General features: G+C 74.1%; 18 protein-coding genes. 9 read left to right on the top strand and 9 right to left on the bottom strand.

The window, feature by feature from the left end; genetic code table 11:
• Nucleotides 1–228: 228 nt before the first annotated feature.
• Nucleotides 229–1,128 (bottom strand): hypothetical protein, encoded by a 900-nt coding sequence (locus OG406_RS19930; RefSeq protein ID WP_329186977.1) that lies wholly within the window; start codon nucleotides 1,126–1,128, stop codon nucleotides 229–231.
• 257 nt (nucleotides 1,129–1,385) lie between these two features.
• On the opposite strand from OG406_RS19930, the gene OG406_RS19925 reads away from it, so the two are divergent.
• Nucleotides 1,386–1,958: an SH3 domain-containing protein gene (locus OG406_RS19925; RefSeq protein ID WP_326842746.1), complete on the top strand. Its 573-nt coding sequence runs from the start codon at nucleotides 1,386–1,388 to the stop codon at nucleotides 1,956–1,958.
• 101 nt (nucleotides 1,959–2,059) lie between these two features.
• Here the strand turns inward: OG406_RS19925 and OG406_RS19920 are convergent, their stop codons facing one another.
• Nucleotides 2,060–2,494, bottom strand: a complete 435-nt coding sequence (locus OG406_RS19920) for a hypothetical protein (RefSeq protein ID WP_164372776.1) — start codon at nucleotides 2,492–2,494, stop codon at nucleotides 2,060–2,062.
• A 203-nt stretch (nucleotides 2,495–2,697) separates the two neighbouring features.
• Here OG406_RS19920 and OG406_RS19915 point away from each other — a divergent pair, with 203 nt between their 5' ends.
• The 3 genes from OG406_RS19915 (at nucleotide 2,698) to OG406_RS19905 (ending at nucleotide 6,304) form a co-directional block, all read left to right on the top strand.
• Nucleotides 2,698–3,336 (top strand): NAD(P)-dependent oxidoreductase, encoded by a 639-nt coding sequence (locus tag OG406_RS19915; protein ID WP_081218420.1) that lies wholly within the window; start codon nucleotides 2,698–2,700, stop codon nucleotides 3,334–3,336.
• A 75-nt stretch (nucleotides 3,337–3,411) separates the two neighbouring features.
• On the top strand, nucleotides 3,412–4,605 hold the full coding sequence (locus OG406_RS19910; protein WP_267051376.1) for a PP2C family protein-serine/threonine phosphatase: 1,194 nt from the start codon (nucleotides 3,412–3,414) through the stop codon (nucleotides 4,603–4,605).
• A gap of 145 nt (nucleotides 4,606–4,750) precedes the next feature.
• Nucleotides 4,751–6,304, top strand: a complete 1,554-nt coding sequence (locus OG406_RS19905) for a hypothetical protein (protein ID WP_329186974.1) — start codon at nucleotides 4,751–4,753, stop codon at nucleotides 6,302–6,304.
• A 70-nt stretch (nucleotides 6,305–6,374) separates the two neighbouring features.
• Here OG406_RS19905 and OG406_RS19900 read toward each other — a convergent pair whose 3' ends face one another.
• Nucleotides 6,375–7,616 (bottom strand): amidohydrolase, encoded by a 1,242-nt coding sequence (locus OG406_RS19900; protein ID WP_329186972.1) that lies wholly within the window; start codon nucleotides 7,614–7,616, stop codon nucleotides 6,375–6,377.
• 448 nt (nucleotides 7,617–8,064) lie between these two features.
• Between OG406_RS19900 and OG406_RS19895 the strand changes: the two genes are divergently transcribed.
• A complete protein-coding gene (locus tag OG406_RS19895) occupies nucleotides 8,065–9,408 on the top strand; it encodes a helix-turn-helix domain-containing protein (protein WP_081218423.1) in 1,344 nt (447 codons plus the stop codon).
• Between the two features lie 262 nt (nucleotides 9,409–9,670).
• Here the strand turns inward: OG406_RS19895 and OG406_RS19890 are convergent, their stop codons facing one another.
• Together OG406_RS19890 and OG406_RS19885 are read right to left on the bottom strand one after the other, a co-directional pair.
• Nucleotides 9,671–9,952: a ribosomal protein L7/L12 gene (locus OG406_RS19890; protein ID WP_329186971.1), complete on the bottom strand. Its 282-nt coding sequence runs from the start codon at nucleotides 9,950–9,952 to the stop codon at nucleotides 9,671–9,673.
• Between the two features lie 5 nt (nucleotides 9,953–9,957).
• On the bottom strand, nucleotides 9,958–10,431 hold the full coding sequence (locus OG406_RS19885; protein ID WP_164372780.1) for a MarR family winged helix-turn-helix transcriptional regulator: 474 nt from the start codon (nucleotides 10,429–10,431) through the stop codon (nucleotides 9,958–9,960).
• A gap of 63 nt (nucleotides 10,432–10,494) precedes the next feature.
• On the opposite strand from OG406_RS19885, the gene OG406_RS19880 reads away from it, so the two are divergent.
• Nucleotides 10,495–11,328, top strand: coding sequence for an alpha/beta fold hydrolase (locus OG406_RS19880; RefSeq protein WP_267051379.1), 834 nt, complete (start codon nucleotides 10,495–10,497; stop codon nucleotides 11,326–11,328).
• A 56-nt stretch (nucleotides 11,329–11,384) separates the two neighbouring features.
• Here OG406_RS19880 and OG406_RS19875 read toward each other — a convergent pair whose 3' ends face one another.
• Entirely contained in the window at nucleotides 11,385–12,134 is a 750-nt protein-coding gene (locus tag OG406_RS19875; RefSeq protein ID WP_329186967.1) for a L,D-transpeptidase, read from the bottom strand.
• Entirely contained in the window at nucleotides 12,124–12,681 is a 558-nt protein-coding gene (locus OG406_RS19870) for a SigE family RNA polymerase sigma factor (RefSeq protein WP_267051381.1), read from the bottom strand. The genes OG406_RS19875 and OG406_RS19870 overlap by 11 nt, the downstream gene beginning before the upstream one ends.
• Nucleotides 12,682–12,793: 112 nt before the next feature.
• On the opposite strand from OG406_RS19870, the gene OG406_RS19865 reads away from it, so the two are divergent.
• The 3 genes from OG406_RS19865 to OG406_RS19855 all read left to right on the top strand — a co-directional run bounded on the left by OG406_RS19865 (nucleotide 12,794) and on the right by OG406_RS19855 (nucleotide 16,060).
• On the top strand, nucleotides 12,794–13,747 hold the full coding sequence (locus OG406_RS19865) for a L,D-transpeptidase (RefSeq protein ID WP_329186965.1): 954 nt from the start codon (nucleotides 12,794–12,796) through the stop codon (nucleotides 13,745–13,747).
• A 423-nt stretch (nucleotides 13,748–14,170) separates the two neighbouring features.
• On the top strand, nucleotides 14,171–15,250 hold the full coding sequence (locus tag OG406_RS19860) for a tyrosine-protein phosphatase (RefSeq protein WP_329186963.1): 1,080 nt from the start codon (nucleotides 14,171–14,173) through the stop codon (nucleotides 15,248–15,250).
• A 588-nt stretch (nucleotides 15,251–15,838) separates the two neighbouring features.
• Complete coding sequence (locus OG406_RS19855; RefSeq protein WP_081218430.1) at nucleotides 15,839–16,060, top strand: hypothetical protein; 222 nt, start codon at nucleotides 15,839–15,841, stop codon at nucleotides 16,058–16,060.
• Nucleotides 16,061–16,095: 35 nt separating this feature from the next.
• On the opposite strand, the gene OG406_RS19850 is transcribed toward OG406_RS19855, so the two are convergent.
• Entirely contained in the window at nucleotides 16,096–18,093 is a 1,998-nt protein-coding gene (locus tag OG406_RS19850) for a TerD family protein (RefSeq protein ID WP_329186959.1), read from the bottom strand.
• 208 nt (nucleotides 18,094–18,301) lie between these two features.
• The gene (locus tag OG406_RS19845) at nucleotides 18,302–19,168 is read right to left on the bottom strand and encodes a hypothetical protein (protein WP_164372786.1); all 867 of its coding nucleotides are present in this window, start codon (nucleotides 19,166–19,168) and stop codon (nucleotides 18,302–18,304) included.
• Nucleotides 19,169–19,315 lie beyond the last annotated feature (147 nt).

The raw sequence follows: 19,315 nt of genomic DNA, 5'->3' as shown, positions 1-19,315 counted from the left end.
CGGCCTTCCGCTCGTCCGCGTGGGATGTCCGCATCCTCCCCCGAAGACGGGGCGCGCGGGGGGAGGGTCGCCGGGTGGCGGGACGCGGGGCGCGCGTGGTGCCCCGACGCTCGCAGCGGGCGGGGCCCGCCTCGGCGGGTGCCGGTGCGCGGTCGGTGTGTCGCCGGTGCGTGCCCCGTCCGGTGCCGGTCGCCCGAGCGGTGGACCGGGTCCGGCACGGGGAGCGGATCAGGCGCCGACCCGCGTGGACTGTTCCGCCGGAGTCTGCGCGGGTGTCGCGGCCGTCCGCCGGTAACGGACGTACGCGCCGGTGAGCGCGGCGCCCAGCGCGACCGTGAGGCCGGCGGCCAGGAGCAGCCAGGAGACGAACCGCAGGGTCTCGGTGAGGGCGTCGTAGACCGCGCCGGCGGCCGTGCGGGACACGCCGTCCGGCAGGCCGGAGAGGGTCAGGCCGCGGCCGACGGCGACCGCCACGCCGAGCAGCGCGGCGCCGAGCGCGGTGCCGATGCCCGTCGCGAGGACCGCGCGACGACGGCAGAGGGCTAGGACGATCCCGGTCGCCGCGAAGACGACCGACGCCACGGGCAGCCAGAAACCGGCGACTTCGAGCACGTGGAACCCCTTCCGGAGCCGGGCCAGGTCCTCGGCCCCGAGCACGGTGATCTCCGTGTGCTCGACGGGGATCCGGTCGGCCAGCGGCATGTGGTCGGCGGCGAGCCGGAGCTTGACCCGCTCGGTGACGGGCGCGAGGTCGACGGTCACCGCGCCCTCGCGGTCGTCGCGCAGGGCCCGCATCACCGCGTCGTGGGCGGCCATGTTGGCGGTCTCCCACGCCGTCCGGTACGCCTCGGTCTCGGTGAACGAGCGGACGGCGTCGCGGACGAAGTGGTTGACGGGTCCCTGGAGCCCCTGGCGTACGTGGACCTCGCGGAGGATGCCGTCGGTGACACCGGCGGCCACCGCGTCCCGCACGTCGGCGTCGGCGGCGAGCGGCGCCACGGTGGCCTCGTAGCGGCCGGAGTCGCCGAGCCCGTACATCGCCCACGTCGACAGCGCGCCGAGCGGCGCGAGGAGGCAGGCGAGGACGATCAGCACCGCCGACAGGACGCTCCGGAGACGAGGGGACACCTCTCCAGGCAAGGCCTCCGCACCGCCGTACGCGAGCGGGTCGACTGCAAATGGGCGCAGACGACCAGCCGTACGGGGCCCGCGGCATCCGGGGTCGGCGGATCGCCTCGGCCGGCGGGCCGGCTTCGGACGCCTGCCCGCGCCCGGTCCGATCCCCGCGCGGCCCAGTGGCCCCAAGGCCTCCGCGCGCTCCGGTGGAGCCCTCACTCGAACGGGTGTTATCTGGACCTGGGAAAACTGGGGAGAAGGAGGCCGATATGCGCACCACCCCGGCCCTGCGGACTTTGGCCGCGGCCCTGCTCAGCGGCGGTGTCCTCACCGTCGCGGCCGCCGGCACCTCCATGGCGGCGGCCCCGTCGGCGCCCGCCAGCGGCGGTGGCGGCTCGGACGGCCCCGTCTGGGGAACCGTCGTCTCCGGCGGAGAACTGAACGTCCGGCTGCAGCCCAGCACGACCTCACCGGTCGTCGCGGCGCTCTCACCGGGCAGCCAGGACCGCGTCCAGTGCGCGGTGAGCGGGCAGAGCGTCTTCGGCGACACGACCTGGTACTGGCTCGTGGGCGCGCACGCCTGGGCGAGCGCCGCCTTCGTCGACACCGGCGGCCACTGGGTGCCGAGTTGTTCGGACCCGTGTCCCGGAGAGAAGGACGGTGTGTGGCACAACGCGCACTGGGACCACAACGACCGGGACCTGAGCCAGGACCCGGGCTGGAGCTCGAACGGCAACGGCTCCTGGAGCTTCAGCGTCTCCAGTTCGTGGACCTGGACCGTCTCCGGTTCTGGTTCCGGTTCCTCCCCGAGCTCCTGGGACTGGGTCCCGGGCGGCAGGTGAGCGGGTGAGGCGAGGGAACGCGGGAGGCCCCGGCCGTCGGCCGGGGCCTCCCTTTTCGTACGCGTCACGACGTCGCCGTCGAGGCGGTCACGACGTCGCCGTCACCGCGTCCGTCCCTGCGCGTCCTCGTGCGTGTAGTAGTGGTAGAAGGTCGTGGCGAACACGCCCACGGAGACTCCCAGGGACATGAAGACCGACCGCAGGATCGTCGTGTCCGTCTGGCTGTAGATGAACCCGAACGCACAGCCCGCGAAGACGGTCCAGGCCACGGCGTGCACAGCGGGATGGGTCGTCCTCGGCAGCATGAGGACGGCGTAGAAGGCGGCCGCGAAGACGATCGCGGACACGAAGCCGAACAGCACGTTCCAGCCCGTGAAGGCGCCGGCGTCCCGGTTGATGTTGGCGGCCCAGAAGCCGTAGACGAGACCGCCGGCGACGGGCACCGCCCACTTGCCGACGCTGTGGGCGCGGGGCCCGAACACGTCGATCGGTCCTGAGGTGCGCGGTGTCCCTGACACGGGTGCGGCTTGCGCCATGGGAGGACTCCTCTCTGCTGGCCCCCGCCTTCCAGGTCACACCCCGTCCGAGCCCCCGGCAACTCGGGACGGGAGCGCCCCGGCACCACTCCTTCGGCGGGACGCTCCCCCCTCCCGCGGCGGCCCTGCCGGGCGGGCGGCCGTGCTCCTTCCGGCGGCATGCCGGGATGCGGTGATCATGGCCGCGTGCTTCGCTGAGGTCCATGAAGCTCGTACTCTTCGGCGCCACCGGCATGGTCGGCAGCCGTATCGCCACGGAGGCCTCGGCGCGCGGACACCAGGTCGTCGCGGTGAGCCGGTCCGGGCAGTCGCCCGTGCCCGGTATCGCCGCCACGGCGGCCGACGCCTCGGACCCGGCGAAGGTCGCCGAACTGGTGGCCGACGCGGACGCGGTGGCGTCGGCGTGTGTGCCGCCCCGGGACGGTTCGGACCCGCGCGAACCCTTCCTCGCCCTCAACCAGTCCCTGGTGGACGGGGTGCGGGCGGCCGGGGTGCGGCGGCTGGTGATCGTCGGCGGCGCGGGCACCCTGGAGGTCGCGCCCGGTCAGGCCGCCTGCGAGCAGCCCGACTTCCCCGACGCGTACCTTCCGGAGGCGCTCGCCCACCGCGACGCCCTCGCCTTCTACCGGAGCGATGCCGACGACCTGGACTGGACGTACGTCTCGCCCGCCGCGGAGATCGGCCCGGGCGAACGGACGGGGGAGTTCCGGATCGGCGGCGACCGCATGCTCTTCGACGCGGAGGGCGACAGCCGGATCAGCGCCGAGGACTACGCGATGGCGTTCGTCGACCAGCTGGAGATGCCCGTCCACCCGCACGCCCGGGTCTCGGTGGCGTACTGAGCGAGCCGGGGGCTGTCGCCCGGATCAGCCCGGGTCCGCGACGCCCGGCCCTGGAGGAAGAGGCGGTACGGCACGGTGGCCGCCCGGAGATCCCTGCTCGACCAACTCCCGCGCGCTGGACGGCGGGACGCCGTCCAGCGGCAGAAGCCACTGCTGCTGCGGGGGCGCAGTGTCGCCTGGATGCCTCCGGTCCTGCTGCTCATCGGCATCGCGCTGCTCGACGCGAACACCTCCGGGCGGTTCCGGATCATCTCCTGGGTCGCCCTGGTGCCCGCGATCGCCGCGGCGCTCTGCGGGGTGTGGGGCACGGCCGCCCTCGCGGTGCTGTCCCTGCTCACCTACGTCGTCATCGACAGCTCCTGGCCGCACCAGCTCCAGACCGGCCTGCCCGACTTCATCCTCGTGCTGGCCGGCGGGGTGCTCGCGGTGCTGGCCTGCTCGGTGCGGGTGCGCGGGGAGCGGCGCATGCTGCACATGCAGGACGTCGCCGAGACGACCCGGCGCACGGTGCTGCGCCCGATGGCGCCGGGCTGGGGCGGCCTGGACCACGCGGCCGTCTACCTCACCGCCGACAGCGAGGCCCGCGTCGGCGGCGACTTCTACGACATCCAGCCGGGACTGCACGGCACCCGGCTGCTGCTCGGCGACGTCCAGGGCAAGGGGCTCGGCGCGGTGGAGGCGGCGGCCGCGCTGCTCGGCACGTTCCGCGAGACGGCGTACCACGAGCCGTTCCTGGAGACGGTCGCCGGACGCCTGGAGGTGCGCATGCTGCGGCATCTCGGCTATTGCGCGGCGCTCGGCCGTGACGAGGGGGACCGGTTCGCGACCGGGGTCCTGGTCGCCTTCCCCGAGGACACCCCGGCCACCGTCGAGGTCATCAACTTCGGCCACGAACCGCCCCTCGTGGTCGGGCCCGCGGGCGTACGGAGTCTGCCGCCCGGCGACGGACTGCCGCTCGGCCTGAGCGAGTTGGCGACCGAGCCGCCGCCGGTGCTCCGCGTCCCGCTCGCCGCCGGGGAGACGCTGTTGCTGGTCACCGACGGGGTGACCGAGGCCCGTGACGCGTCGGGCGAGTTCTTCCCGCTGCGCGAGGCGGTCACGGCCGCGGTGACCCGGGACCCGGCAGCCGCCGACCCGGCGTTCCTCGTCGAGCTCGTCCGCGACGGGACCCTGAGGCACTCGGCCGGCCGCCTCGCCGACGACACGACGATCTTCGCCGTACGACGCCGGGCGCGCGGCTACGCGGCGGACCTGAACGACGTCACCTAGGGCGGGCCGTTCGGAGCGTGCGGCGGGGCGCGGATCCCGGCCGGCCCGGAGCGCGGCGGGGTGACGGTTCCCGGCCGTCACGTCCCCCCTTTGCAGGCGCAGCGGTTACGGTGCTGACGTACGTGATCGATGGGGGAGGGAACCGATGCCCGGAACCGTGCTGCTTCTCGCGGCCTCGCCGGTGGGCAAGGGGTGTCTGGTGGACGCCGCGTCCGTGCTCCCCGTGCTCGCGGCCGTCGCCCCGGCGGTGCTGTCGGGCACCGAGACCGCGAACGTGGTGGAACTCGCCGACCCGTTGGAGCCGCAGGCCGTGCTGACCCGGCTGCGGGCCGCGGCGACGGCGCCGGGACCGCTGACGATGTTCGTGACCGGGCAGCTCCAGCTGGACCGCCGGCAGCGGCTTCCCCATCTCGCGCTGGCCCGCACCACCCCGGCGACGGTCCGCTACACCGCGTTCCCCTGGCACTGGATCACCGAGGAACTGCGGCTGCGCCCACCGGGCCTGACCAGCATCTTCGTCGATCTGCATGCCGACGCGGAGGCCTGGTCCCTGCTCTCCGGGCGCCCGCTCACCGCGGGTCCGTCGACCGCGCTGTACGGCAGGGTCGCACCGCCGCCCCCGCGGCGTACGGTGGCTCACCCGGCGTACATGAAGGCCGTCGCCACCCTGCTGCGCAGCGGTCACCGGCCGCCGCTGTCCCAGCTGCACCAGCAGGCCCTGACGAGGACGTCGGGCGAGGAGACGGGAAGGCCGGGACCGGCGGACCTCGTGCTCGCACCCGGGCAGCGGGGCCCGGTCGGTTCCGTCGCTCCGGCTGACTCCGTCGCCTCTGTCGCTCCTGTGGCCTCGGGCGGTCCGGTCGTGACCACGGTGATTCCGGACGCGACAGTTTCGGCCGCCACGGTTTCGGCCGCGACGGTCCCGGAGGCCGGGGCGTCCGCCTTCCGTCCCGCCCCCGGCCAGTCCTGGGCCGGCCAACCCTGGCCGCCGGCACCGGAGTTCACGCCGGTGACGCCGCTGCCCCCGTACGCTCCCCCGGAGGCGGGCCACACCGGCCGGACTCCGTCCGTCGTCACGGCGCCGCCTCCCTCCGCACCGCCGATGCCCCTCGCGCCGCCCGGCGGCGAGCCGCCCACGGCGCCGGCCGCGCAGGCGGCTCCGCGGACACCCGCGCCGGGCACGGCGCCCTCAGCGACCTCACCGGCGGAGCGACCTGCGGGTGCCGCCTCTGTGGCGCTCCCCAACCAGGCGGCCCAGCAGCGGAGTTCGGCTCCGCTCGATCCCCACGAGACGATCACCACCGCCGTGCGGGCCGGCCGCCACGACGAGGCGCTCGCCCTGGCGGGGACGTGGGAGGAGGAGGCGGCCCGTGTGCACGGGGCCGGCTCCGAGCAGGTGCTGCACTGGATGGAGGTACGGGCCGATCTGGCGATGTTCGCGGGGGATCCGGAGCGCAGCTGCCGTACCTGGCTGGCGGTCGCGGTGGCCCGGCTGGACGCGGGACAGGCTCCGGACGCACCGGAGGTGGAGTCGGCCGTGGACCGCGCCCACCATCAGTGGGGCCGCGTCGACGCACCGGCGCGGGCCCGCGAACTCGGCTCGGAACTCGCCGCCTTGAGGCTCCGGGTGCCGGGACGCCGGGAGGGCGCCCTCGACCATGTGCGGCAGCAGTTGCGCCAGTTGCAGACGCAGGCCTGAGCGGACGAGGGCGACGGCCCGGCGCCAGGAAGGGGCCGACGGCGCAGCGGGGACGGCGCGGGCGGACCGCTCAGGCGGACAGCGAGGCCAGCGCCCCCGACACCAGGGTCCGTACGCCCGGCGCGACCGTGGAGAGGTCCGGGGCGAAGTGCGGACTGTGGTTGCTGGGCACCGCCTCCAGCCGGGCCATGAGGTCGTCGCCGCCGGGGGCCGCGTTCCAGACGTCGGCCGGGGTGCCGGTCACGAACCAGAAGGAGTAGGGGAGTCCGCCGGCCGCGAGGCGGGAGAAGTCCTCGCTGCCCATCGCCGGACCGGGGTCGAGGATCGTCCCGGCGCCGAAGACCTCGCCGTGCACGGCGGCGATCCGCCGGTCGGTCTCGACGTCGTTGACCGTCACGGGGAAGTCGTTGCCGACGGTGACCTCGGGCTCGCTCGGGCAGCCGGCCGCGGCGCACTCGCCGGCCGCCACCCGCCGTACGGCGGCGATCATCCGCTCCCGTACCGCCGGCGACTGGGTCCGCAGGTTGAGGGAGATCCGGGCCTCGGACGGGATGATGTTGTGCCGGGTGCCCGCCTCGATCCGCCCGACCGTCAGCACGGCGGAGTCACGGGCCGCGATCTCCCGGCTGACGACTGTCTGGAGCCGCGTCACGATGTACGCGGCCGTCACCACCGGGTCGACGGTCGACTCGGGGCGCGAGCCGTGACCGCCCCGGCCGTGCACCACGATGTCGATGTCCGTCGAGGCGGACATGATCAGCCCCGGGGAGTGCGCGTACAGGCCCGCGGGGCCGGGCGCCACGTGCTGGCCGAGCAGGACGTCCGGCCGCGGGAAGCGTTCGTGGAGACCGTCCCCGATCATCCGGGCCGCGCCCGCGCCCGTCTCCTCGGCGGGCTGTCCGACCAGGACGAGCGTGCCGGTCCAGGTGTCGCGTCCGGCGGCGAGCGCGGCGGCGGCCCCGGCCAGCCAGGTGACGTGCAGGTCGTGGCCGCAGGCGTGCATGACCCCGTCGGTCTCCGAGGAGTACGACAGGGCGGTCTGCTCGGGAACGGGCAGCGCGTCCATGTCGGCGCGCAGCAGGACGGTGGGCCCGTCCCCGTTGCGCAGGACGCCGACCACGCCCGTGCCGCCCACGCCCTCGGTCGTCTCGTACCCGGACGCGCGGAGCCGCCGCGTGAGGGCGGCGGCCGTGCGGTGTTCCTGGAGCGAGAGTTCGGGATGCCGGTGCAGGTCCCGGTAGAAGTCCTCCAGGTCGGGGACCGGGAGGTCGGCGGTGAGGTCCAGTGCGGTGCGGGCTGCGGCTGAGGTCACCGGGTCAGCGTATGCCGCGCCCCCCGCCGTGGGCAGGGAGCGGCGCGGTGGGCGCCGTCCGGGCGGGAGAGGACGCGCGGACGGCGCCGTCCGGCAGCCGGTCGGCGGGGGCCGACGGGTCCGGCGCGGGCCCGGTCACCGTCCGGCGGGCAGGGCTCCCTGCTCGGACGGGTGCGCGGCACCGGTCGGTACGGTCGCCCTCGCCGGGCCGACGTTCGCCACCGTCACCAGCGCGGCGACCGCGAGGAGCGCGGCGATAAACCCTCTGGAGTAGCGCGCGGAAATACGTCGGAGCATGGTGACCTCACAACAACAGCGGCGTATTAAGCTTGCTTAATCCGCCGCTTAACCTAGAGGCTTCCGGGCTCACCTCGCAAGGGGGCCAAGGGAGTTGGACAATAGTCAAAAGCTGGGCCGACTTAACTCGGCTTAATGGCATGCTTAACCCATGGCGGAGCGGGACGGCCCGGAGATCATCGGGCGCAGGGTGCAGCAGTTGCGGACGAAGCGCGGCCTGACGCAGAAACAGCTGGCGGAACCCGCCTATACCCCGGCGTACATCTCCACCCTGGAGGCGGGACGCGTGCGCGCCTCCGAGCCGGCACTGCGGCACATCGCGGAGCGGCTCGGGATCGCCTACGAGGAGCTGGCGACCGGGCGCCCCGCCCACCTCGCCACCGACCTGCGGCTGCGGCTGACCGACGCGCAGCGCACGCTCGCCACCGGAGAGGCCGAGGTCGCCGCCGAGGCGTACACCGCGCTGCTCGCGGAGGCGGTCACGCACGGGCTGGCGGCCGAGGAGGCGGCGGCGCTGCTCGGGCTCGGCGAATGCGCCCTGGACACCGGGGACCTGGAGACGGCGCGCCGGCGCTTCGAGGAGTCGGAGCAGCGGCTCGGCGACGCCCCGCTGCCGCAGCGGGTGCCGGCGGTGCGCGGCCGGGCGACCTCCCACTATCTCGCCGGTGAACTCCGGTACGCCTGCTACCTGTTCGAGTCCACGCTCGACGAGCTGAACCGGACCGGCCTGCACGACCCCGACGCCCTCCTCCTCCTCTACACGGGCGTCATAGCGCCCTACATGGACATGGGCGCGCACGCCCGGGCCGCGCAGGCCGCCGAGTTCGCCCTCGCCCTCGCGCCGCAGGTCGGCGATCCGGCCCTGGTGGCGCGCATGCACCGGTCGGTGGCGCGGACGATGATCGCCGAGGGGCGGATCGCCGAGGCCGACGTGTCCCTCGGCAAGGCCGCCGAGCTCTACCGGCAGCTCCAGATCCGCACCGAACTCGCCAACTGTCACTGGATGCGCGGGTACCTGTACGCGCAGAACGGTGAACTGGAGCGCGCGGAGACGGAGTTGCGCGAGGCGCAGGCCATGCTCTCGGCCAAGCGGGCCGCGCTCTACACCAGCCAGGTCGCGGTGGAGCTGGCCGACGTGCTGCACCGCCGGGGCAAGTCCGACGAGGCGGGCACGCTGCTGCGCCAGGTGCTCGGGGACCTGAGTTCCGAGCGGGGTGCCATCCACTCCGCCGCCGCGCACCGGCTGCTCGGCATCATCGCGGAGGACGCCCGGGACACGGAGGCCGCGGAGGAGCACTACGTCCGGGCGATGAGCCTCCTGGAACGGGCGGGCGCGGCCGGCGACCTGGCCGACCTGTGCCGGCTGCTGGGCGACCTGCTGCGCCGTACCGGCCGCGTGGAGGCGGCCCTGGACGCCTACCGCACCGGCCTCGGCCACCGCACGGCCCCCGGCACCACGACCCTGGGCCCGGCCCCGGCGCAGCCCCCGCTCTGACGGCGACGACCGGCGGGGTCGTGTCCGGTGTCCTGGACACGACGACGGATGTCGGGCGACGGGCCGAGACCCGGGAGCGGCGGGCGTCCCGGTGACGTGTCCGCCCCCAGCGGCCTGGCGGGCGGCGGGGTGACCGCGTTCGCGGAGCCTGCGGCGTCCGCGCGTGCGAGCGGACGTCGCGTCGGGCCGGTACCGGGTCTGTCCCGCCGGCCGGGACGCCGGCCCGGGCACAAGGCCGCGACCGGCGACCGGGTGACCGCCGTCAGTCCATGCGCTCCACGGCCTGCTTCGCCTCCAGGAGTCCCGCTCCCGTGGCCTCCCGGTACGCCTTGATCGCCTCGATCTTCTTGCCGTCCCGCAGCAGCTCGGTGACCCGCGGCAGCGACGGCTGCTCCTCGTGGATGCCGAGATGGCCGAGGATCAGGTCGAGTTGCCGCTCGACACGCTCGATCTTCCGGTGGGTGCGGCCGAGTCGGGCTTCGAGACCGGCGAAGCTCGCGATCATCAGGGCGGCGAGAAAAAGACCCCATATCTCCATGGTCATGGATCTTAGGGGGCCTCGACCGCAGTGCCCACGCGGCGCAACAGAGCGAGCAGTGTGGCCCGTTCGGGCTCGGTGAGCGGGCCGAAGGACGTGGCGAGGATGTCGCGGGCGACGGTGCGGCCCGCGGCGAGCACGCGTTCGCCGGCCTCCGTCAGACGGTGCTCGATCCGTCGGCCGTGGCCCGGACGGCGCTCGACGAGCTGCTGCGCCGCGAGCCGTGAGGCCAGGGTGCCGAAGGCCTGGTCGCCCTGGAAGGTGGCGACCGCCAGCTCGTGCGCGGAGGCGCCGGGCGTCCGGGCGATCGCCCGGAGCGCGTCCCACTGGGCCAGCGTCGTGCCGACCCCGGCGAGTCGCGTGTCGAGCGCGCGGTGGTGCCGGTACTGCGCCTCCTTCACGGCGCGGCCCAGCTCTTCGAGATCGACGGGGCGGTGACGGGACCCGGCGTCCACGGCCCCTGCTCCCTCATGGTTCGCGGTCATGACCCCATCCTAATCCAGTATCTAAGCTTGCGTATATACGTATGCGTAGATACCGTGGGGCGCATGACCGAGACAGAGATCCAGACCCGCACCCGAACCGTCTTCCCGCGCCCCGACCTGCCCCTGAACCTCACCGAGAGCGGCCCCGCCGACGGCCCGCTCGCGCTCGTCCTGCACGGCGGTGGCGGCCCCGCCACCGTCCAGGGCATCGCCACGCACCTGGCCGGCCGGCACGGCCTGCGCGCGGTCGTCCCCACGCACCCCGGCTGGAACGGGACGGATCGCCCCGACTGGTTCACCGGTGTGGACGACCTGGCGATCGCGTATCTGCACTGGCTGAAGGACGAGGGCCACCGTGACGTCCTCGTCGTCGGCTCCTCGCTCGGCGGCTGGACCGGCGCCGAGATGGCCTTCCGTGACGACGGCGCGGTCATCGGCTCACTCGTGCTGGTGAACGCCGCGGGCGTGGCCGTCCCGGGGGAGCCGGTCCGTGACGTCTTCGGGCTCCGGCCGGACGAACTCGCCGCGTACTCGTTCCACGACCCGTCCCGCTTCGCCGTGGACCCCGCCGCCCTCGGCGAGGAGCGGATCGCCGCCCAGCGGGCCAACATGGCCACCATGCGGATCCTCGCCGGCGACCCGTACATGCACGACCCGAAGCTGCTCAACCGGCTGGGCCGGGTGCGGATCCCCACCCTCGTGCTGTGGGGCGAGAGCGACCGCGTCGTCACACCGGCGTACGGGCGGGCCTTCGCGGCGGCCTTCGCGCGGGCCCGTTTCGAGACGGTCGCCGAGGCAGGACACCTGCCGCAGATCGAGCGGCCCGCCGAGACGTTCGCCGCGCTCGACGCCCATCTAGCCGCGCTCGCCGACGACAAGAGCGCGTCCGTCGCGTGACCCCGTCGGGCGCGGGCGGCGTATCGTGCCGCCCGCACGGGACCCGGCGCCCGGCGTCAGTGGCCCGAGGCCCCCGAGCCGCTGCCCCTGCCGGTTCCCGCAGCCGCCGTTTCCGCTCCCCCGAGCCCGCGCGTGGCCCCGCCCTCGGCCCGGTTCGTGGACGTGGGGGTGGACGCCGCCGACCCGGCCGACGCCTCGACGTCGACCACCGCGCCCACGTCGAGGTGCCCGTAGAGCCACTGCGCGTCGTGCGGGCGCAGCCCGATCCAGCCGTTGGTCCGGTCGTAGTTCCCCGGCGCCTTCGGGTCGTACGTCAGCGCCGCGACGAAGTTCTTCGCGCCGTCGGATCCGGTGAGCTCGATCACCCACGGGATCTTGACGTCGTACTTCTCCCCGAGGCCGACCTCCTCGGAGATCATCCGTCTGACCGTCTGCTTGCCGGTGACCGTCATCCGGCCCGTCGGCGTCGGGGCCTTGGCGGTCCCCGCGGTGAGAGGCATGGTGCGGCCGGACGCCGCGAGCACCCGCCGGGACAGGTCGACCGTGGCGTTCGGCGTCACCGGCCCGCTCGGTGTGCCGGTGGGGCTCGCCGCCGGGGGCGTGCCGTGGTCCGTCCCGCCGCCCAGGCCCAGCGCGACGACCAGGGCGAGCGCGCCCACCGCGGAGGCGCCGGCACCGGCCAGCGCGGTACGGCGTCGGCGTCGGCGGCGTCCCGCCCGGCCGCGGATCTCCGCGCCGGTCAGTGACGGGGACGTCTCGCCCTCGGCGGCCAACTCCCGCAGTCCGGAGGTGAGTTCATCGGACACGATCGTCCTCCCTCTCGCCCTCGTCCGACGGCCCCGCGCCGTGCGGCGGGAGCGTGGAACCGGCAGGGTCGGCAACATCCTCCGAGAGCGCCCGTGCCAGCGCCGCCCGGCCCCGGGACAACCGGGCCTTGACCGTGCCGACGGGGGCGCCGGTCTCGGAGGCTACCTGCTCGACACTGAGGTCGCACAGATGGTGCAGAACGACCGCCATCCGCTGCGCCTCGGGCAGGGAGCGCAACGCGGCGACCAGCGCGGCCCGTTCGGGTCCCGGGCCCGGGGTGTGCTCGGGCGGCGGCGTGCGCCGTACGAGCTCCAGCCAGCGGCGCGCACGGCGCCAGCGGCTCACCGCGAGCCGTATCGCGACCGTCCGGATCCATGCCTCGGGCGCGCCCTCGGCGAGGAACTCCCGCCGCCGGTCCCAGGCGCGGACGAACGCCTCCTGGACGACGTCCTGCGCCTCGCCGTGGTCCCCGGTGAACGCGTAGAGCTGGCCGGTCAGCCGGGGGAACGCGGCCGCGTAGAACGCGTCGAACTCTTCCTCGGTCATGTCCCCCGCCGGATGGTGCGGAATTCCTCCCGGCCGCGTGCAACCCGGCCGTCGGTGCCGTGCGTACAGGTCCCGTACGTCGCTCATCGAAACACATCACAGGGGGATCACCATGATCACGGAACTCAGGCCCGGCCGGGGCCGGTTCGCCCGCGCCTGGAGCGCGGCGGCCGTGTGCGCGCTCGCGCTCACCGGATGCTCGGCGCGGGCGGTGGCCGACGGGGGCGGGAGCGGCGCGCAGGGGCGGCCGACGGCGACGGCCACCGGGACCGTCGACCCGACGGGCGGCGGCCGCCCGAAACCGTCGGCCACACCGCTCGGTTCACTGCCCGGCGCGCACATCAATATCACCGACGGGCAGACCGTGGGGGTCGGCATGCCGATATCGGTGACCTTCGACCGGCCGGTCCCCGTCGACGAACGTGGGCGGGTGGAACGGCAGTTGAAGGTGAAGGCGGATGTCGAGGGGTCCTGGGGCTGGGTGAGGGACCGCAACCTCCGCGACGGACAACGCGTCGACTTCCGGCCCCGCGCCTACTGGAAGCCCGGCACGGCGGTCACCGTCCGGGCCGGCGCGGACATCACCCGGCACTTCACCGTCGGCCGCTCCCTCGTCGCCACGGTGGACGTCCGTACCCATGTCATGACGGTGGAGAAGGACGGCGCGTCGCGCCGTGTCCCGATCACCGCGGGCGCGCCGGGCATGGACACCTGGAACGGCACGATGGTCGTCTCCGACAAGGCGACCCGCGTCTTCATGGACTCGCGCAGCGTCGGCTACGGCGACGCCTACGCGGGCTACTACGCCTACGCCGTCCACCTCACCGCCTCGGGCACCTACCTCCACCAGAACCCGAAGGCGAACCTCCACGGCGGCCGGCAGAACGTCACCCACGGCTGCGTCGGACTCGCCACCGACGGCACCGCGAAGCGCTTCTACGACGAGGTCGTCCCCGGCGACGTCATCAAGGTCGTCGGCTCCCGCGACACGGTCGCGGTCGGCAACGGCTACGGCGACTGGAACCTGACCTGGAACCAGTGGCGGGAGACGAGCGCGCTCGACTGACAGGGCGCCCGGGGGAAGGGATCGCGGACGGTGTCATCCGATCCCGGGGTGACCGGAGTTGTACGCGACGTTCGGACGGGGGAGGGCGCCTCTTCCCCCGGTACACCGCCGCCACCGCCGCACTGCTCGGGCTGCCCACGGTGTCGTACGCCGTCCCACAGGGGAGGACGGCGCACGACACCGCCCGGGCGGCCGTGGAGCGGGCAACCCCCGGCACGGCGCCGAGCACGGTCCCGGCGGCGAAGGCGCCCACGGCCCGGATCGTCGCACCGGGGCAGCGCGCCGTCGGCCGACAGCCCCGGTGGCCGGATCCGGCCACCGGGGCCCCTGGCCGGATCGGCTCGCCGGTCCGACATCTGCGGGTCCTCGTGACTCCCTGCCCTGTACACCCGGAGTTTGTTTCAACGGCCAACCATCCGGGACATGAAGATCGCTTCCCTCACCGGTGTCGTGCTCGCCCTGACGGCCGTCGCCGTGACCGCCCCGGCCGCCTCCGCCGCTCCTGCCCACGCGCCGGTCCGGCACGGCTCGGCCCAGCACACGGCCTCCCAGCGCATTCCCTTCACCGGCGCGACCGTCACCGCAGGAGACGACGGTTCGTACCGCGTCGTCTGGACGGCCCCCGGGGTGCGCCAGGTCGTCGTGCGGGCCGCCGGGCGGGTCGTCGCACGCGGCGGCGCCACGGGGGACGTCACGGTACGCGGGCTGCCCGCGGCCGACCGGCAGTGGTTCGACCTGGTCCCCGAGCGCGGCGGCTCCCTGCGCCTCGCCGACCGCCTGATCAGGCTCGACGGCGCGGTCAACTTCCGGGACGCGGGCGGCTACCGCACCGGCGACGGCCACTGGGTGAAGATGGGCGAGATCTACCGCTCCGACGCCCTGGACAAGCTCACCGCCGCCGACCTCGCGAAGCTGAAGCGGCTCGGCATCCACGCCGTGTACGACCTGCGGATGGAGTCGGAGCGCTCGTCCGCCCCGGACCGCGTGCCGTCGGGCGCCACCTACACGGTCGCCGACGTCCTCGCCGGGTCCCCGGCCTACTCGGCGATGCCGACCACCGAGGCCGAGGCCGTCAGGATAATGGTGGACGGCGAGAAGTTCATGGTCGACGGCGACTCCGCACGGGCCGCGTTCGGCACCGTGTACGCCGGTGCCGCCCACGGCGACGGGGTGCTCTACCACTGCACCGCGGGCAAGGACCGCACCGGCTGGTCCAGCGCCGCGCTGCTCACCGCCCTCGGCGTCCCGCGCGCCACCGTGATGAACGACTACCTCGCCAGCAACACCTACCGCGCCGCGGCCAACGCCGCCACGCTCGCCTCCATGCCCCCGGCGCAGGCGGCCGTCTACAAGCCGCTGCTGGACGTCCGCGCCGAGTACCTCAACTCCGGCTTCGACGAGGTCAGCTCCACGTACGGCGACTTCGGTTCCTACCTGAGGAAGGGCCTGCACATCGACTCCGGGGAGCTGCGCGACCTGCGCCGCGAGCTGCTCGGCGGCTGATCCCGCCGGACCGGGCGCGGCGAGCCGCCCGGCCCGCCCCCGGCGGTCCTCGGGATCTCCGGGTGTCCGCGCGGCGGGGGACCGCCCGCTTCCTCGAATCCAAGTGCGACAGTTCCGGCGTCCCGCCCGGCCGCGGACGGGGACGAGGACGGCCTCCGGCGGGCGGTCGCCGGAGATCCACCGGACGGTTCCCTGCGGGGCCGGAGCGGGCCGCGCCACGGGCCTGCGGGACCACCGCGGCCGCCGCGGCCGGCACCCGGCGCGCCGGTCGACGCGCGGGCGTGCGCCCCCTGAGCCCCGCCCCGCCGCGCACCCGCGATCCCGGGTCCGCCCGGCCCCGGACCCGCCACGGAGATCTCCCTCTCGTGCGCGGCGTGCTCGCCCGGCGGACCGGTCCACGCACCAGGATGATCACCGGGGCCGACCCCCGCGGCTGACCTCAGCGAACGCGGGACGGGACCGGCCGGGACGCCGGTCCGCGCGCCCGGCCCACCCGCGTTCCGGGGCGCCCCGGGACACCGAGTCGGAGCGGGATCGAGACCATCAAGCCCTACCGCGCGCCGGAATAGGGCCCATACTGGCAACACGATGACGAAACCCTCCGCGCCCCGGCGCCACCTGCCCACCAGCCCCTTCGCCGCCCCGGTCGTCCCCGTGGCCAAGGAGTTCAGCCTCGGAGACCGTGTCTCCCACGACCAGTACGGCCTGGGCACGATCGTCGGCGTCGAAGAGGGCATTGCGATGCTCGTCGACTTCGGCGCTCGCCAGGTCCGCGTCCTGAGTCCCTACACCCGGATGGACCGGCTCTGACGCACATCCCCTGACACCACGCCCCGCCCGCCACCTCAGCCCGCGGCAGCCCCCACCACCGGCTGCCGGGGCCGCGGTGCGCGCCTGTCGAGGCTCTCCACGACAGACGTGTGGAAGCGGTCGACGGAGTCGTCGACGCTTCGGATGAAGCCCGACTCGGCGTTGCCCCGGGTGTTTCCCATGCCCCGGAAGAGCGACAGCCGGAACCCGGTGATCTGAGCGCCGTTCCTGGGCAGCATGTCCGCCGGTTCCGGCCGCAGCCGCTCCAGCGTCCCCCGCGGCCCGCCCAGGTCCCCGTCGACCAGCGTCTCCACGTGCAGATCGGCCGGCGCCTCGTCCAGCTGCCGCACGAGCCGCTTGGCCCACGTGAGCGGATACCCCTGCTCCGGTGCCGGGATCTCGATGGACGTCCGCAGCTTGCCGGTCCGCAGGTCCGCGCAGAGCGCGAGGACGCCCGGCGTGCCCTCGATCCGCAGCTCCGCGTCCAGCTTCCCGTCGGTGCAGAGCCGGTCCGCCAGCTCGGCACGCCGGGCCTGCGGCTCCGCTCCCCGCCTGGCCCGCTGGACGGGCAGCACCTTCTGCCCGAGTTCGCCGCCGAGCCGCAGACACACCTGCCGCACGAGCCGCTCCCAGCTCTCCACGACGTCCACGGCGCGCGTGTCGCCCTGGCACAGGGTCTCGTCGTCGATCCCCTTGCGCACGGGCACCCACGCCGGTCCCATGTTCTGGAAGCCGTGACAGCCCGAGTTCTCGTGCTGGAGGTAGTGCAGCAGCTCCTGGAGCAGCCAGGCGTGCGCCCCGTTGGCGACGCCCTCGTGGCGGATCAGCATCTGCGCCTGATGGGTCACCTCGGCCCAGGACAGATGCCACAGCGCCACCTTGTTCTTGCGCCGCCCGTCCGTCTTGACCTCGACCAGGGGACTGCCGTCCAGCTCGACGTCGTTCGACAGCGTGATCACGGCCTCGTACCCGCGCCGGGCCGCGATGTCGACGTACGCCTGCACCTGCTCCTGCCGGAGCGCGTTGCCGTTCGTCTTCGTCTCGACGAGGGCGGTCCACAGCTTCCCCGCCCGCTCGACACGCACGACCCCGTCCGGACGCCGCGGGGAGTCCCCGTTGGGCAGCGTGACCTCGGTGAACGTCTCCATCCGGCCGGCCGGTGCGCCGAAACCGGCGGTGAGGCGGCGGCCGAACTCCGGCACCTGTGTCATCACGGACAGCAGGACCGAGGTCGCCCGGGTCTCCCGTTCGCGGTCGCTCTTCAGCGCCGAGGCGGGGAAGAGCCGGGCGGTGCGCCACGCGTCGTTCTCGGCGAGCGACTTCTTCGCCACCTTGGGCAGCGTGACCTTCTTCTTCGCCGTACGGGGACGGGGTTCGGCCCGGGGCGGCACGACCGCCGCCGGTTCGGGCACCGCCGCCCGCTCCACCACCGCCGCGGCCGCCTCGACGACCGCCTGCTCGACGGTCACCTCCGGCTCGGCCTCCGCCGCGTCGTCGATGTCCACACCGAAGTCGGTGGCCAGACCGGCGAGCCCGGACCCGTAGCCCTGGCCGATCGCGCGGAACTTCCAGTCACCGGACCGCCGGTAGAACTCGCCGAAGAGCAGCGCGCCGACCGCTCCCGCCTCCTCGACGGAGTACCGCAGCAGCCCCTCTCCCGAGGCGTCCGCGACGCTCACCCGCAGGTCGTCGAGTTCCCCGAACCCGGCGCCCTCGTGACGGCTCGCGGCGACGACGATCCGCTCGACCTGCGACGGGATCGCCGACAGGTCGAAGGTGATCCGGTCCTCGCTCCCGCCGGCCGTCGGAGCCTTACCCAGCAGCTGCACGCTGCCGTCCGGTGCCACGGGGTTGTTGTAGAAGTAGAAGTCCGCGTCGCTGCGGACCCTGCCGTCGGCGGTGAGCAGCAGCACGGAGACGTCCGCGTCGCCCTCCCCCGTCGGACTGCTCCAGCCCAGACTCACCATCACCGAGCCGACGTCCGTGCTCAACGACGTGAGACCGACGTTGGCACCCTTGATCATCTCGTGCATGAGGCCCCCCAGATGCACAGCCGCGCGAGCGTGCCGCAGCGGCCTGTTTCCCATTGCCATGTGTGACGCGCCCCACACCCTGCGCATCGGTGGCACCCTATCCCCCGCCTTCGACCACCGGCATCGGATCGTCCCGATTGCTCCCGCCGCCGTGCGGGCCCTCCCGTGGGCCCCGCACGGCGGCGCGATGGAGGGGGAGGCCCGCCGCTCAGCCCTGGGTGGGCTGCGGGGACTTTCCGTTCAGCACGTCCTTCAGGCGGTCGGCGCCCGCCGCGGTGGCCTGGGTCGTGGAGTCGTGTTCGGCTCCGGAGAGGCCGCCATTCGTGAGCGAGAGGGCGCTGTCGCCGACGCGGACCGCGGCGAAGTCGAGGGTCAGGGTGTCGGGGTTGTCGTCCAGGTCGCCGGTCATCTTGATCTGGAGCCCCTTGCGGGCGTCCCCCGCGTCGTCCAGGTCCGTGTGGATGACCTGGACCGTCTGCTTCCCGCCCTTCGGGCTGACAGCCGTGAACTGGTCGCACTTGTCCGGCAGCGAGTCGAGCCACGTGAACCGGTCGTCCAGCGCCTGTTTGCCGTAGGCGGCGACCTCGTAGCGCATCTGCGCCTCGTCGTCGCTGTCGTCGAAGCCCGTGTCGGCGCTCTCGCCCTTCGGCTTGCCCAGCAGGTCCTCGGCGTACAGGCCGTCCAGCAGCTTCTGGCAGTCGGCCGCGTTCCCCTTGTCCGTGACGAACTGCGACGCGTCGACCTTGCTCTTCAGCAGCGCGTCGCGCCAGGTCGCCGCCCCCTCCGAGGTCGTCCACTGCGAGCCCAGGTCCGTGTTGGTGATCAGTGCCGTGCGCGCCTCGTCCTTGGTCAGCTCGCGGACGGCCGGCGAGGCGGAGGCGGAGCTGGAGGAGGCCGCGGCGCGCGGCGCGTCCGCCACGGGCGACGCGGAGACGGGGGAGGCCGAGGCGGCGGTGGGGGACGCCGAGCGGTCCGTACGGCCGGAGGCGTCGCCGCCGTCCCCGGAGCAGGCTGCCGTCGACAGCAGCATCCCCGCGGTGAGGGCGGACGCGAGGAGACAGGACGGACGGTTCATGCGGAGGCCTCCCGAGGACGGTCCCGAGGTCGGGCGTGTGTCCTCCCACGCCACCACCGGCCACCGTCCCCCACCAGCGCACCGGGCCGTCCGGGTGAGCGGGTGCCTCTGCCGTCCCGTTCCGTCCTCCCTGGCGGATTCCGGCCG

The sequence above is a fragment of the Streptomyces sp. NBC_01428 genome, assembly GCF_036231965.1.
GTDB lineage: Bacteria > Actinomycetota > Actinomycetes > Streptomycetales > Streptomycetaceae > Streptomyces.
This window is presented reverse-complemented; position numbering and strand designations above follow the sequence as displayed.

Bases quoted from the DNA above. Each gene is read 5' to 3' on its own strand.
- OG406_RS19885 (WP_164372780.1), bottom strand. From the start codon at position 10,431: ATGACCGCGAACCATGAGGGAGCAGGGGCCGTGGACGCCGGGTCCCGT.
- OG406_RS19880 (WP_267051379.1), top strand. From the start codon at position 10,495: ATGACCGAGACAGAGATCCAGACCCGCACCCGAACCGTCTTCCCGCGC.
- OG406_RS19855 (WP_081218430.1), top strand. From the start codon at position 15,839: ATGACGAAACCCTCCGCGCCCCGGCGCCACCTGCCCACCAGCCCCTTC.
- OG406_RS19915 (WP_081218420.1), top strand. From the start codon at position 2,698: ATGAAGCTCGTACTCTTCGGCGCCACCGGCATGGTCGGCAGCCGTATC.
- OG406_RS19890 (WP_329186971.1), bottom strand. From the start codon at position 9,952: ATGACCATGGAGATATGGGGTCTTTTTCTCGCCGCCCTGATGATCGCG.
- OG406_RS19870 (WP_267051381.1), bottom strand. From the start codon at position 12,681: ATGACCGAGGAAGAGTTCGACGCGTTCTACGCGGCCGCGTTCCCCCGG.
- OG406_RS19860 (WP_329186963.1), top strand. From the start codon at position 14,171: ATGAAGATCGCTTCCCTCACCGGTGTCGTGCTCGCCCTGACGGCCGTC.
- OG406_RS19920 (WP_164372776.1), bottom strand. From the start codon at position 2,494: ATGGCGCAAGCCGCACCCGTGTCAGGGACACCGCGCACCTCAGGACCG.
- OG406_RS19865 (WP_329186965.1), top strand. From the start codon at position 12,794: ATGATCACGGAACTCAGGCCCGGCCGGGGCCGGTTCGCCCGCGCCTGG.
- OG406_RS19845 (WP_164372786.1), bottom strand. From the start codon at position 19,168: ATGAACCGTCCGTCCTGTCTCCTCGCGTCCGCCCTCACCGCGGGGATG.
- OG406_RS19905 (WP_329186974.1), top strand. From the start codon at position 4,751: ATGCCCGGAACCGTGCTGCTTCTCGCGGCCTCGCCGGTGGGCAAGGGG.
- OG406_RS19850 (WP_329186959.1), bottom strand. From the start codon at position 18,093: ATGCACGAGATGATCAAGGGTGCCAACGTCGGTCTCACGTCGTTGAGC.
- OG406_RS19925 (WP_326842746.1), top strand. From the start codon at position 1,386: ATGCGCACCACCCCGGCCCTGCGGACTTTGGCCGCGGCCCTGCTCAGC.
- OG406_RS19895 (WP_081218423.1), top strand. From the start codon at position 8,065: ATGGCGGAGCGGGACGGCCCGGAGATCATCGGGCGCAGGGTGCAGCAG.